Raw genomic sequence first — 14,338 nt, 5'->3', positions numbered from 1 at the left:
ATGATAGACCAACCCACCATAGACCGCATACTTGATGCCGCACAGATATACGATGTCGTATCAGACTTTGTCACCCTGCGCAAACGCGGTGTGAACTATGTAGGTCTGTGCCCTTTCCACGATGACAAAACCCCTTCCTTCTATGTATCCCCCGCCAAAGGGCTCTGCAAGTGTTTTGCCTGCGGAAAAGGAGGAAATGCAGTGCATTTCATCATGGAGCACGAACAGATGTCTTATCCTGAGGCGCTGAAATATCTCGCAAAAAAATACGGCATTGAAATCAAAGAACGCGAACTATCCAGCGAGGAGAAGATAGCACAGAGCGAACGGGAAAGCCTCTTCATTGTGAACAACTTTGCCCGTGACTACTTCCAGAATATCCTAAAGAACCACGTAGACGGACGGAGTATCGGCATGGCCTATTTCCGCAGCCGCGGCTTCCGGGATGACATCATCGAGAAGTTCCAGTTGGGCTATTGTACCGAGAGCCACGATGCCCTTGCCCAGGAAGCTTTGAAAAAAGGCTATAAAAAGGATTATCTTGTCAAGACCGGCCTCTGCTACGAGACGGACGACCACCGACTGCGCGACCGCTTCTGGGGGCGGGTCATCTTTCCGGTACACACTCTCTCCGGCAAGGTGGTGGCTTTCGGGGGACGTGTGCTTGCCGGCGCCACCAAAGGCGTCAAGGTGAAGTACGTCAACTCGCCTGAATCGGAAATTTATCATAAAAGCAATGAACTGTATGGCATATATTTTGCCAAACAAGCCATTGTGAAACAAGACCGTTGCTTTCTGGTCGAAGGTTATACGGATGTCATTTCCATGCACCAATCGGGCATAGAGAATGTGGTTGCCTCTTCGGGCACAGCATTGACATCCGGACAAATCCGGATGATTCATCGTTTCACCAACAATATGACAGTGCTCTACGACGGTGACGCTGCCGGTATAAAGGCCTCTATCCGAGGTATTGATATGTTGCTGGAAGAAGGCATGAACGTCAAAGTCTGCCTCCTGCCCGATGGTGACGACCCGGACTCCTTTGCACGCAAACACAATGCGACGGAGTTCCAGGCCTTCATACAAGAGAATGAAACGGACTTTATCCGCTTCAAAACCAATCTGTTGCTGGAAGATGCTGGAAAAGACCCCATCAAGCGTGCCGAGCTTATCGGAAACCTTGTGCAGAGCATTTCCATCATTCCCGAAGCCATTGTGCGTGATGTCTATATCAAGGAGTGCGCCCAATTATTGCACGTAGAAGATAAACTGCTGGTTTCTGAGGTTGCCAAGCGTCGCGAAAAGCAAGCCGAGCAACAAGCTGAGCGAGCAGAACGTGAGCGTCGGTCGGCCAATGCCGCAAGAGCCAATGCAGAAACGGGGGTCAATGGCAGTCATACTGCAGCTACCAACCCCGACGCACAACAAGCTGGCTATCCGTCCCAATCACTGCCTGCCGGTCTCCCTTCCGAAACACCTCCACCTTTTCCACCCGAGGAAGAATATGTATCCTTCATCCCGCAGGAGGGCAAGGAGGGCCAGGAGTTCTATAAATACGAACGACTTATTCTGAAGATGGTAGTGCTCTATGGTGAGCGGGTGATGTGCAATGTCACCAATGAAGAGGGGCAGGAAACCCCTATCACTGTAACTGAATATATAGTCAATGATTTAAAAGAAGACGAACTTGCCTTCCACAATCCGCTTCACCGGCAAATCCTGACAGAGGCTGCCGAACGTATCCACAATGAGGGTTTTACCGCCGAACGGTATTTTGTGGCGCATCCCGACCCCGTCATCAGCAAGCTGAGTGTGGAGCTTATCAGCAACCGCTATCAGTTAAGGAAATCACAGATAGAACAAATGGTAACGGACGAAGAACGCCTCTATGAGCTAATTCCACGGTTAATGATAAACTTCAAATATGCCATCGTCTGCGAAGAATTGAAGCATACCCTATTTGCGTTACAGAACCCTGCCATAGCCAATGATGAAACCCAGTGTAACAGCATCATGGAGCGCTACAACGAATTGAACAAAGTAAAAAGCATCATGGCAAAGCGGCTGGGAGACAGAGTCATCCTGAATTTTTAAATTCAATTCGGGGAGTTCTCCGTCAAGAATTATGCCTGATTAAATTCATAAATTCCTCGCGAGTCTTCGCTTGGTTGAATGCTCCGGTAAAATCGGATGTAGTGGTAATGGAGTTCTGTTTCTCTACTCCGCGCATCTGCATGCACATGTGTTTGGCTTCCACAACAACCATAACCCCCAGCGGATTCAGCGTCTCCTGAATACACTCTTTTATTTGGAGAGTCATACGTTCCTGCACTTGCAGGCGGTGAGAGAAAATATCCACTACGCGGGCTATCTTGCTCAGTCCGGTAATGTAGCCGTTAGGAATATATGCCACATGTGCCTTTCCGTAGAAGGGAAGCATGTGATGTTCGCAAAGCGAGAAGAAGTCAATGTCTTTCACAATCACCATCTGACTGTATTCCTCTTGAAATTTGGCCGAACGGAGTACCTCGTGCGGGTCCATATGATACCCTTTCGTCAACGACAACATGGCCTTCGCCACCCGTTCAGGTGTCTTCTGCAAACCTTCACGTCCGGCATCTTCACCCAACAGAGTAAGGATGCGGTGATAATGTTCCTTCAATTCATCTAATGAAGGAGATACAATTTCTTCTTTTCCTAACATGATAATTCTTTATAAGGGGATGTTTATCTGCTCTTTCACGATAGAAACTTCCTTGAATACACCAGTAGCCCGCAACTGACGCATCATGGCATCCGCTTCTTCGATACTGCGGAAATCTCCTGCACGGCACAGCCAACGAGGGGGATTGAAAGAGGTATAAACTGTAAGTTCGGGAAAATGTTCCTTGATGCGGGTAGCTACCGCATAAGCTTCGTTCTTGGCCTGACGGGTATTATTCCCTGCATAAACTTGTATGCGGTAACCCGAACTTTTAATCACTTTCTGCTCATCCGAACCGGCAGGAACATACTCCGAACCTATCAATGCCGCAATGCGTGCATCTTGATGGATAGTCACCTTGCCTTGTCCCGGCACATTACGTTCCAGGCTTTTCACAATATTATTCTGCGCTACAGAAATCGTTGCAAAAGCGAAACATGCAACTAAAAGTAAACCAAGCTTTTTCATGAGTCAATATCTTTATATAACGGAAAATGGAAAGCTGAAAATGGAAAACAGTTATGCAGATACGACATGCAATCCATTTTCAACTTTCAGCTTTCAACTATTTAATTAAAGGCATCGATGATACCCTTGAAGTCAGAAACCTTCAAAGCAGCACCACCAATCAGACCGCCGTCAACATCCGGGTTGGCAAACAGTTCCTTTGCATTAGAAGGCTTACAGCTGCCACCATAAAGGATAGAGCAGTTGTCAGCAATTTCCTTACCATACTTTTCAGCAATCAAGGAACGGATGAAAGCGTGGATTTCCTGTGCTTGTTCTGCAGTAGCAGTCTTACCGGTACCGATAGCCCAAACCGGCTCGTAAGCCAAAATAATCTTAGAGAAATCTTCGGCAGACAAAGAGAATACAGAAGCCAGCTGAGCGGCTACCACTTCATTCTGCTTGTTTGCTTCGCGTTCTTCCAGTACCTCACCGATACAGAAAATCGGAGTCAGACCGTTAGCCAAAGCCAATTTTACTTTTTCTTCCAGAATAGCAACTGTTTCACCATAGTAAGCACGACGTTCAGAGTGGCCCAGAATGACATATTTTGCACCAGTAGAAGCAACCATAGCAGCTGATACTTCGCCGGTATATGCGCCTGACTCCTTGTCTGCACAGTTTTCTGCACCTACACCAATCTTGGCAGCATCTACCAAAGGAGTAACAGATGCCAGGTGGATAAACGGAGTACAGATGATTACATCACAGTTAGGCTTTTCGTTAGCCAATGTTTCATTCAGTTCTTTTGCAAGAGCAATACCCTCTTGGAGGGTTTTGTTCATTTTCCAGTTTCCTGCAACAATGTTTTTTCTCATTTTGTTTTATTATTAAAAGGGTTAATGTATTTACTATTTACTATTTGATACTATTGTTGTCTGAGGCGTTGTTTCTCCCGGCGCCTTACGACTAAAATATCGACACAAAGCACCATCATCAGAGGAAGGATGAACCACAGCAACACATAGCCTATTGTTTGTAAGTCACTTTCCTGCTTCTGCTTGCCCAATTCCAACTTGTCCAGGCTATCGGTCAGCACATATTCATCAGGCAGCCGGTTGTCACTCCATTTGTTCAAAATCGTTCCGTCCTTTATCAACAACAAACCGGGATTTGAACGGATAATGGTCTTCAGCGTAATATCATCTGTCTGGCAGAAAGGATATTCCGCTCCGGTCTTGTCACGCCACAACTCTATCTCGTCTTCCGGAGATGAAGTCAAGGCATAAAAGCCATAACCATGCTCCACACTGTAATCGTATATTTCATTGATAAGGTCGATGTTACTGTCGTCCGCTCCTTCTATCCGATGGGCAACCAGCAGAAACGTATATCCTTTATCCGACAGTACGCTGTCCGTTATATCTTCCCATGTATCCAGGCTCATCATGGAAAAATCGTGAATGGGAGGTTCATAACCTTTTTCCTTCAGTATCGTACGCGATTCTACAAACGTCCATGTACTGTCCGGATAGTTGTCCAATGTAAATTCCTGACGCTTTCCTCCTTTTTCCAAAATGAACCGGCTTTCAAACACGCTTGGTTTAGCACCTTCCGGAATTTCCATGCCCGCCTTGATATTCGCTCCAATTCTGTAAGGTCGGAAATCAAGTATCGGCAAATTCTCCAGGCAATAGAAGGACAACGCAAACACAAATAGAAACGTATACATGGAAATCATCCACTCCATCTTCGGAGTAATGAAACGCACCAGTAAATCCTGCCACTTGAATACAGATACTGCCGCCACCAACAACACTACATTCTTGCCGAAAGTCTGCCAATTGGTCAATATCCACGCATCACCGAAGCATCCGCAGTCGGATACCGGATTCGCCAAAGCCAGATAAAGTGTTAGCGGAGTCATTACAACCATCAGCAACAACGCCAATGCAGATGCCACCTTCCGGCGTATACCCAAAAACAAGAAAACACCTACACTGAACTCTATGGCAGACAACGCTATCCCTACCAGCAAGGGCGCATAAGAAGGAAACCAGGAAATCATGTCGAAAGCCGTCAGGTAATCTTGAATTTTATAGAAGAAACCCAACGGATCAACAGCTTTCACAAATCCGGAAAATATGAACAAAGCCCCCAGCAGAAAACGGCAGAGGTTCACCCAAACTTTCCCGACAATATGTTTCTTGTCAATCTCCAAATTCAATCTTAATTAAGCCGAATACAGAATAGTTAATCATATCCATATAGTTGGCATCAATACCTTCCGAAACCAAAGTCGCTCCGGACAAGCTTTCAATCTGCTTTGTCCGATAAATCTTCATCAATATCAAATCCGTATACGAACTGATACGCATACTACGCCAAGCCTCATCATAATCATGATTTTTGGCAAGCATCAACTCCAAAGAGGTTTTGGCATATTTATCATACAGCACCAACGCCTCTTCATTGGTCATATCGGCAGCTTCGGCATAACCAAGCTCCAACTGTATCAATCCTACAATTCCATAGTTGACAATAGCTATGAATTCAGAACGGATGCCTTCGTCTACCAAAGTCACCCCTTTCGTTTCAATACTTCTGATACGGTTGGCTTTGATGAATATCTGATCTGTTACGGAAGACGGACGAAGAATGCGCCACGCCGGACCGTAATCATGAAGTTTCTTAGAGAACAAGTCACGGCAAACCGCAATGACATGTTCAAATTGTTGCTTGGTATCTTTCATTTCCTTTTTTCACAGTGCGCTGCAAAGATAGGAATAATTAAAGAAAAAGAAAAAGAGGGCACTCTAAAATCTATTAAAGTACCCTCTTCTATAGAGATTGTTTACGTTTTTATGAGCAGCGCAATACTTGTCCCGGTCTCAGGATTGTTTTACGCGTAATTCTGTTCAGTTTGCAAAGCTTGTCGATGGAGGTTCCCTGACGTGCTGCAATCCGTCCCAATGTGTCTCCCTTCTTTACCTTATAGAACAGACCTTCACCCGATGCCATGCTACGCGCCGTACCGGAAGAGCCTTTTGTCTTATGGAAAGTATAGGAATCAGCTACGATATCCTGCTTTTCAAAATCAAACATAAGCGCAGGATTGATGGGAATACCCAAGAAACGGGTTTCAAAGTGAAGGTGTGAACCGGTAGAACGTCCGGTATTTCCTCCCAATGCAATTGGCTCGCCGGCTTTTACCAACTGGTTTGTATCAACCAATTGTTTAGACAAGTGTCCGTAAACGGTTTCCAAGCCATTGTCGTGACGAATAACGACGTATTTGCCGTATCCACGACGACCTTGATTCTTGACAACGCGCACTTTTCCATCAAAAGCCGCACGGATTGTATCGCCTACATACACCTTGATATCCAAACCATAATGAGCTCTTCTTCTCCGGGGACGGTAACCGAATACATCTGTGATACGGGTATTGGGAGTAGGCATACAGAAACCGGTCAAATCAAATGTATAGCTCTCAGGCACAATCGCATTGCCATAGGCTTGTACGAATTCGTTGTTCCAGTTGGGATACAAATCCAAACCCGGATACAATGATTGTTCCGCACGTATCTGTTTTTGCAAAGCCAGTGAATCAACACTCTTAAGTTTTCTGTCGATGGGGGCCTGGCGGGCAATCAGGTCTTGCGAGAAAGAATTCAAGCTAACCATTGCCGTCGCAGCCAATAAAGCAGTTTTTATCCAATTAAAATTCATCCGTTTCGTCATTCATTTTGATATCCGTTGCAAGCATCTCGGCAAATCAAACACCACTTGTTCTACGCGAATATCCAGATTGATTTTCAAAAATTCTCCCAAAGGTAACATTTCTCTCTGAAAAACGACATCAGTCATTAACTATTTTTTCGAAGAGGAGAAAACTGTAAAGCTCGCAAAGATGTCTTAATCCCCTATAGATAGGAGATTTACAAGCAAACATGTTTTACAACATAAAATGCAATAAAAGTGCATGTTTAACCGTTTTTTCAGCTAATGGCAGCCCAATTAACGTTCGTTTTTCTCAACGCTTTCAGTTGTCGCCACAAGACCTCGTTCTCAGGCAACATGCCATGTGGATCTGCATCCACCACCGTTTGCGCTACTTCACGGACATATTGCAGCAGTTGTCCGTCACGGGCTATATCGGCAATCTTCAGATCGAAAGCAATGCCGCTCTGCTGTGTCCCTTCCAAATCTCCAGGACCACGTAGTTTCAAGTCTGCTTCCGCTATTTCAAAGCCGTCATTAGTCCGCACCATTATCTCCAAACGCTTCCTTGTATCCTCCGCCAACTTGTAGCCGGTAACCAGAATACAATAGGACTGGTCAGCTCCACGTCCTACACGTCCCCGAAGCTGATGAAGCTGGGACAGCCCGAAACGCTCGGCGTTCTCAATCACCATCACCGAAGCATTGGGCACATTTACACCTACCTCAATCACGGTGGTAGCCACCATTATCTGTGCCTCGCCGGATACGAACAATTGCATCTGAGCATCCTTTTCAGCAGGTTTCATCTTTCCATGTACCTTGCAAACCCTACACTCGGGAAACTCTTCACAAACATGCAGATACCCTTCTTCAAGGTTCTTTAAGTCAATCTTTTCGCTTTCCTTAATCAGCGGGTAGACAATATAGACCTGCCGGCCTTCGGCAATCTGCTTGTGCATGGACTGATACAAGCTTATCCGACGGCTATCAAACTGATGAAGAGTGACAATCGGTTTACGTCCGGGAGGCAATTCATCGATGACAGACACATCCAAATCGCCATAAAGCGTCATTGCCAATGTACGGGGAATCGGGGTTGCCGTCATCACCAATACATGGGGAGGTTGTACATTCTTTGTCCACAACCGTGCCCGTTGGGCCACACCGAAACGATGCTGCTCGTCAATCACAACCAAACCGAGCGAAGCAAAATTCACCGTATCTTCAATGACGGCATGGGTACCTATCAGTATATGTATGTCTCCCGTCAACAAACCGGCAAGGATAGCTTCGCGCCGCTTGCCCTTAACAGAACCGGTCAACAGTTCCACACGTACCTCCATTCCATACAGCAGCTCACGGATGGTTTCATAGTGCTGGTTTGCCAAAATCTCGGTAGGTGCCATCATGCATGCCTGAAAACCATTATCGAGCGCCATCAACATACTCATCAGTGCGACAAGCGTCTTTCCACTTCCCACATCCCCTTGCAGCAAGCGGTTCATCTGCTTTCCTGAGCCTACATCCTTACGGATTTCCTTCAATACCCGCTTCTGTGCATTGGTCAGTTCAAAAGGAAGATTACGGGAGTAGAAAGTATTAAACACTTCGCCCACCCTTTCAAAAATATAACCGCGATATTTCCGCTGACGGTCTTTTGCATACCTCAGGATATTCAACTGTACGTAAAAGAGCTCCTCAAACTTCAGGCGATACTGTGCCTTACGCAATAAATCCGGATTAGCGGGAAAGTGTATATTGACCAAAGCTTCCGTCAACGGCATCAGATGATGCTCGGCAAGTATAGCGGGAGAAAGGGTCTCGGGCAACGGCTCACGCAACTGCTGCACCACCGTATTCATCATCTTCTCGATGGCATGCGAATTGAGAGAACTCCGTTTCATCTTTTCAGTCGTATTATAATAAGGTTGTAACCCCATGGACGACAATTTCAAATCCGAAGCAGAGTCTATATCCGGATGAGCCATATTTATTCTACCATTGAAGAAGGTCGGTTTTCCGAACACAATATATTCCTGATGCACTTTATACTTCCCTACCAAATATTTGATGCCCTGGAACCAAACCAGGTCCACCACCCCCGTACCGTCCGAGAAATGAGCAATCAACCTGCGCTGGCGCCCTTCTCCAGCCGTCTCAAAACTTAGTATTTCACCTTTCAGCTGAATATAGGGCATCGTCCCATCGATCTCCTGAATATAATAAATCCGACTGCGGTCTACATATTTATATGGAAAGTAATATAGCAAATCGTGCAAGGAGTAAATGCCCAATTCCTTATTGAGCACCGAAGCACGCTGCTGCCCGACGCCCGACAAATATTTTATGTCACGCGTGGCTAAATCGAACATGAACCTATCAGAGCTGTGGCTATTTTTAAATCAAAAGGAGTGGTTATTTTAATGTTTTCCCGGTTTCCCGGCGTCAAAAAGACAGATACACCCAATGCCTCCACCACAGAAGCATCATCGGTAAAATGGGGTGTATAGGGCTGCTCGTATGCCGCTTTCAGCAGTTCCGCATCAAAAACCTGGGGAGTCTGCACCAATCTATAATCATCCCTGCCGACAGTCACACTGCTTTCCCCTTCCATACGGCGAACGGTCTCCACCACACCGATTACCGGAATTACGGCCTTTTTCTCGGCCGCCAAGTCATAACAGCGTGCAATCACTTCCCGGGCCACGAACGGACGCACCCCATCGTGCACACCGACCAAAGCAGGTGTCTTGACCAAAGCCAAACCGTTCTTTACGGAGTGGAACCGCGTCTCCCCTCCATCTGCAATGGCATGCGGCAATGAAAAACGGTACTCCCTGCACAGCTGCCTCCAGTAATCCTGCTGGCTGTGGGGAAGCACCAATATTATCCGTATCTCAGCATTGTAGTCATAAAACGCCTCCAGAGTGCGCATCAAAACAGGTTTCCCCCCTATCGGGAGAAACTGTTTGGGGAGTTCGGTCCCCATGCGCAAGCCCTTGCCACCGGCAACAATCAGAGCATACTGAACCATTTATGATTTATGATTTATGATTTATGATTTATGATTTTAAATCATAAATCCGTTACGCACATAGCTTCTTTCAGTTCCTGCACCTTCTCTTTGCCTTGCAACAGCTCCACTACGGCCAATGCAAACTCCATGGCAGCGCCCGGTCCTTTACCAGTGATGATATTGCCGTCTCTTTCTACCGGAGCACCCGTACATTCGGCACCTTCCAAATACTGTTCAAAGCCGGGATAGCAAGTAGCCTTCTTGCCTTTCAGCAATCCCAGCTTACCCAATACCATAGGAGCCGCACAAATAGCAGCAATCGGTTTCTGCTCTTGGGCAAAACGCAGTACCAGATTACGCAGTTCTCCACACTTCTCCAAAGTGGACGCACCCGGCATACCGCCAGGCAATAATACAAGCTCTGCATCAAAGAAGTCGCAGTTCACTACATTCTTATCGCACAAGACCGGAACATCGTGTGCTCCCGTCACTATTTCATCAGGGGTTACCGTCACCATTTCTACGTTCAGTCCGGCGCGTCTCATCACATCCACAGAAGTAAAAGCTTCTATTTCTTCAAATCCGTCGGCAAAAAAAACATAAACTGTACCCATAATTGTTCCTCCTCTTATTTTAGATTAAAATAATACGTTATTGTTCCCGTCTGATTGTTCAAGCCGCTTACCGCATTGAAACGGGCTTTCTTGGCAGCATCCTCTGCCGCTTTCCGCAATGCGGGATTGACGGTATTGGTCTGGCGGTTGATGCTGGTTGCTATCACATGTCCGGCAGGGTTCACTGTGATGGTCACCACAACCCTACCTTCATCCTGCACATTATATACCGGCCGCGGCAATCCGCCCTCACCAAGAGAACGTCCGCCCAAATTAAACGAGCCGTAGCCTCCCGTACCCGAAGTGGCTCCGGACGGAGCATTTCCCGTAGGACTTCCTTGAATACCTTCGCCTTCCGTATCGCCTTTACTACCCATTTGGGCACCTTTGCCAAAAGCGCCAGCTACCCGTTTACGGGCAGCTTCCTCGGCTTCCTTACGTTCCCGTTCGGCTTTTGCCGCTGCCAGTTTGCGGGCCTCTTCCGCTTTTTCGGCTTCCGTCTTTTCCGGTTTCTTCACCTCCTCCTTTTTCTTGGGTTCGGCTTTGGGCTTTATGGCAACGGTTTCTTCAGTTTCCTGCGTAATGATGTCCTGCTCCACCGTTTCCTGCACCTGAGGAGCGGTTTCCTCCGGCATGACATCCACCTTTACTAAAGAAGGGTCGGCAGCGCCCAGTGCATCGGGCACCTCTCCCAGCATAACGGGTACACCGCCTTCTTCCGAGGGTTCCGGCGGTGTGAATCCTACCAGTATCAGAAGGGCAATAATGGCAACATGCACCACAAGTGCACCTGCCATACCTATATATTTTCCTTTCTTCTTCCGATTCACCATTGCATTTACAATTTAGCCATGTACAATGTACGATTTAGTTTTCCGGTGGTCGTGTAGCCAGCACCATCTTGAATTTATTCTCGTTTGCAATGTTCAGCACCTTCACGATTTCCCGGTAAGGCACTGTTTCGTCAGCATACAAAGCTATATACATTTCAGGCTCCCTCTCCGCACACGATTGTAGGAAAGGAGTCAATTCTTCAAGCGTCAGAGACAGTTCCTTGTCATTGCCAAAAGCAGCATAATAATTCAGATTCTTATCTATGATGACTCTTGTCAAAGGCTTTGCAGAAGTCTGTTGCTTTCCCTGCGGCAGCAGTACCTTGATAGCATTGGGCGATACCATGGTAGATGTTATCATAAAGAAAATCAGCAGCAGGAAAATCAGGTCCGTCATGGACGCCATACTGAAATTGGGTGATATTTTAGCTCTACGTTTTAACACGCCTTTAAGTTTTAATTCTTAATTCTTTAATTAATCATTTCGCCGGTTCGTTCAACAAATCCATGAATGCCATTGTCTTGGCTTCCATCTTGTTGACCACGCCATCTATCAATGTCACCAGGTAATTGTAGGCAAACATAGCTATGATACCGACTATCAAACCGCCCACCGTAGTAATCATCGCCTCATAAATACCACCGGAAAGCAACGTTATATCAATATTATTTCCGGCATTTGCCATTTGCCAAAATGCACGTACCATACCCGTCACCGTGCCAAGGAAGCCTAGCATAGGAGCGCCACCGGAAATCGTGGCCATAATCGTCATTCCCTTCTCCAGTTTGGCAACCTCAATATTACCCACATTCTCGATGGCAGCCTGCACATCGTTCACCGGGCGTCCCAAACGGCTGATACCCTTTTCAATCATACGGGCCGAGGGAGTATCCACACTGCGACAATAAGCAATGGCAGCTTTCAATTCCCCACCCAAAATATAATCCTTTATTTTATCCATGAACTGAGGGTCTTCTTTCCCCGCCTTCCGGATAACATAATTACGTTCAAACAAGATGTAGAAACAAAGTACGGACATCAAACCCAAGACAATCATAATCCAGCCACCTTTGATGGCCATGCTCCATAAATTCATTTCGTCGGAAGCGTTTACTTGTGTCAGTACCGGATTGGCACCTGCAATAGAGTCAGTCAGTGCCGGAGCCACTTGGGCCAATAACAACATTACATTCATCAGCGAAGACAGTTTTTATATTCCTTGACCGTACGCTCCAATCCCAGATACAACGCGTCACTAATCAGCGCATGCCCGATGGATACCTCGTCCAGCCACGGAATGTTTTGATAAAAATAATTCAGATTCACCAGACTCAGATCATGTCCGGCATTCAGCCCCAGACCTAAGCTGCGGGCCACCTTGGCAGCCTCGACAAAAGGAGCTACAGCCGCTTCCCGTCCTTTGGGATAAGCCGTAGCATAAGGTTCCGTATATAGCTCCACGCGGTCGGCACCGGCTTTGGCAGCATATTCTATCATTTCGGCATCGGTGGAAACAAATACGGAAGTACGGATACCAGCATTGTTGAACTCATCCAACACTTCGTTCAAGAAGTCAAAATGGGTCTTGGTATCCCAGCCTGCGTTTGAAGTCAGCTGTGTAGGGCTGTCGGGCACCAAAGTTACCTGATGCGGTTTCACCTTCAAGACCAAATCCATAAATTCGGGTGCAGGATAACCCTCGATATTGAACTCTGTCCGCAGCAACGGCCGCAAATCATATACATCCTTACGGCGGATATGCCTCTCGTCAGGACGGGGATGCACCGTAATGCCATCAGCACCAAAGTCTTCACAATCCAGCGCTACCTTCACAACATTCGGGACATCACCTCCACGGGCATTGCGCAGCGTTGCCACCTTATTTATATTAACGCTTAATCTAGTCATAATTCGGTTTATAGTTTGGGACAAAAGTACAAATAATAGTTATATATTGGCAGCATTCTGAGAAAAAAATAGCATCTTTGCACTTCAATCCAACAGAATTGATTATGAAATTTGCCATATTCGGAAATACCTACCAAGCAAAGAAATCCTCGCATGCAGAAAACCTCTTCCGGTTGCTCGGACAGCATAATGCACAGCTCTGCATCTGCCGGGAATTCCATCACTTCCTGACTACCGATTTACATTTAAACATACCTGACGCCGAATTGTTTGACGGAGATGATTTCTGTGCCGACATGGTTATCAGCATCGGTGGCGACGGCACTTTCCTGAAAGCAGCCAGCCGTGTAGGAAAGAAGAATATCCCCATATTGGGCATCAATACCGGCCGGCTGGGTTTCCTTGCCGACATCTCACCGGAAGAGATGGAAGAGACCTTCGATGAAATCTACAACAACCACTATAAGGTGGAAGAGCGTAGTGTACTGCAACTGAGGTGCGACGATGAACGCTTGATGCAATCCCCTTACGCCCTCAATGAGATAGCCGTATTGAAGCGGGACAGTTCGTCCATGATCAGTATCCACGCCGCCATCAATGGCGCTCCGTTGACCACTTATCAAGCTGACGGCCTAGTTATCTCCACACCTACCGGTTCCACCGCCTACTCACTCAGCGTCGGCGGTCCGGTCATTGTGCCCCACAGTAAAACCATTGCCATCACCCCGGTGGCTCCACACAGCCTCAACGTCCGTCCCATCGTCATTTGTGACGACTGGGAAATTACACTTGATGTGGAAAGCCGCAGCCACAACTTCTTGGTTGCCATCGACGGCCGTAGCGAGTCCTGCAAAGAAACGACCCAGTTGCACATCTCACGTGCCGACTATAGCATAAAGGTAGTGAAACGGTTCAACCATATTTTCTTTGATACCCTTCGCAATAAACTAATGTGGGGGGCGGACATCAGATAAGCCTATATCACTTCATTCACTCCAGCAGGATAACTTATTTACCTCAGTGGGGAACTCCATTTACTGTCTTATCCTGATATAGGTAGACACATTTACAAACTAATAAATGTGT

At 46.7% G+C, this 14,338-nt stretch carries 15 protein-coding genes; 2 read left to right on the top strand and 13 right to left on the bottom strand.

Annotation, left to right across the window (positions count from 1 at the left end):
- On the top strand, positions 1–2,097 hold the full coding sequence (gene dnaG, locus DW039_RS13630) for a DNA primase (protein ID WP_118273890.1): 2,097 nt from the start codon (positions 1–3) through the stop codon (positions 2,095–2,097).
- 22 nt (positions 2,098–2,119) lie between these two features.
- Here the strand turns inward: dnaG and folE are convergent, their stop codons facing one another.
- The 13 genes from folE to DW039_RS13565 form a co-directional block, all read right to left on the bottom strand.
- A complete protein-coding gene (folE, locus tag DW039_RS13625) occupies positions 2,120–2,707 on the bottom strand; it encodes a GTP cyclohydrolase I FolE (RefSeq protein WP_005829983.1) in 588 nt (195 codons plus the stop codon).
- Positions 2,708–2,716: 9 nt separating this feature from the next.
- Positions 2,717–3,175, bottom strand: coding sequence for an SPOR domain-containing protein (locus DW039_RS13620; protein WP_005829980.1), 459 nt, complete (start codon positions 3,173–3,175; stop codon positions 2,717–2,719).
- A 101-nt stretch (positions 3,176–3,276) separates the two neighbouring features.
- Positions 3,277–4,032: a triose-phosphate isomerase gene (gene tpiA / locus DW039_RS13615; RefSeq protein ID WP_005829974.1), complete on the bottom strand. Its 756-nt coding sequence runs from the start codon at positions 4,030–4,032 to the stop codon at positions 3,277–3,279.
- Between the two features lie 50 nt (positions 4,033–4,082).
- Positions 4,083–5,375: a BT_3928 family protein gene (locus tag DW039_RS13610; RefSeq protein ID WP_057087144.1), complete on the bottom strand. Its 1,293-nt coding sequence runs from the start codon at positions 5,373–5,375 to the stop codon at positions 4,083–4,085.
- Positions 5,365–5,907, bottom strand: a complete 543-nt coding sequence (locus DW039_RS13605; protein ID WP_005833349.1) for a DUF1599 domain-containing protein — start codon at positions 5,905–5,907, stop codon at positions 5,365–5,367. The genes DW039_RS13610 and DW039_RS13605 overlap by 11 nt, the downstream gene beginning before the upstream one ends.
- A 109-nt stretch (positions 5,908–6,016) precedes the next feature.
- On the bottom strand, positions 6,017–6,886 hold the full coding sequence (locus tag DW039_RS13600) for a M23 family metallopeptidase (protein ID WP_005837478.1): 870 nt from the start codon (positions 6,884–6,886) through the stop codon (positions 6,017–6,019).
- A gap of 269 nt (positions 6,887–7,155) precedes the next feature.
- Entirely contained in the window at positions 7,156–9,252 is a 2,097-nt protein-coding gene (gene recG / locus DW039_RS13595; RefSeq protein ID WP_120130450.1) for an ATP-dependent DNA helicase RecG, read from the bottom strand.
- Positions 9,240–9,914 (bottom strand): 2-C-methyl-D-erythritol 4-phosphate cytidylyltransferase, encoded by a 675-nt coding sequence (locus DW039_RS13590; RefSeq protein ID WP_005833354.1) that lies wholly within the window; start codon positions 9,912–9,914, stop codon positions 9,240–9,242. The genes recG and DW039_RS13590 overlap by 13 nt, the downstream gene beginning before the upstream one ends.
- 41 nt (positions 9,915–9,955) lie before the next feature.
- Positions 9,956–10,510 (bottom strand): DJ-1 family glyoxalase III, encoded by a 555-nt coding sequence (locus tag DW039_RS13585; RefSeq protein WP_005829959.1) that lies wholly within the window; start codon positions 10,508–10,510, stop codon positions 9,956–9,958.
- 14 nt (positions 10,511–10,524) lie between these two features.
- The gene (locus DW039_RS13580) at positions 10,525–11,343 is read right to left on the bottom strand and encodes a TonB family protein (protein ID WP_005829957.1); all 819 of its coding nucleotides are present in this window, start codon (positions 11,341–11,343) and stop codon (positions 10,525–10,527) included.
- A 34-nt stretch (positions 11,344–11,377) separates the two neighbouring features.
- Complete coding sequence (locus DW039_RS13575) at positions 11,378–11,788, bottom strand: biopolymer transporter ExbD (RefSeq protein ID WP_005833355.1); 411 nt, start codon at positions 11,786–11,788, stop codon at positions 11,378–11,380.
- A gap of 34 nt (positions 11,789–11,822) precedes the next feature.
- Positions 11,823–12,539, bottom strand: coding sequence for a MotA/TolQ/ExbB proton channel family protein (locus DW039_RS13570; protein WP_005833356.1), 717 nt, complete (start codon positions 12,537–12,539; stop codon positions 11,823–11,825).
- Positions 12,539–13,252 carry a pyridoxine 5'-phosphate synthase gene (locus DW039_RS13565; protein WP_005829949.1) on the bottom strand — a complete coding sequence of 238 codons (714 nt, stop codon included), beginning with the start codon at positions 13,250–13,252 and terminating at the stop codon, positions 12,539–12,541. The genes DW039_RS13570 and DW039_RS13565 overlap by 1 nt, the downstream gene beginning before the upstream one ends.
- Positions 13,253–13,356: 104 nt before the next feature.
- On the opposite strand from DW039_RS13565, the gene DW039_RS13560 reads away from it, so the two are divergent.
- Positions 13,357–14,226, top strand: a complete 870-nt coding sequence (locus DW039_RS13560) for an NAD kinase (RefSeq protein WP_009037868.1) — start codon at positions 13,357–13,359, stop codon at positions 14,224–14,226.
- The last annotated feature ends 112 nt before the right edge of the window (positions 14,227–14,338 follow it).

The organism is Bacteroides sp. AF39-16AC, from assembly GCF_003602735.1.
Lineage (GTDB): Bacteria > Bacteroidota > Bacteroidia > Bacteroidales > Bacteroidaceae > Bacteroides > Bacteroides uniformis.
This window is presented reverse-complemented; position numbering and strand designations above follow the sequence as displayed.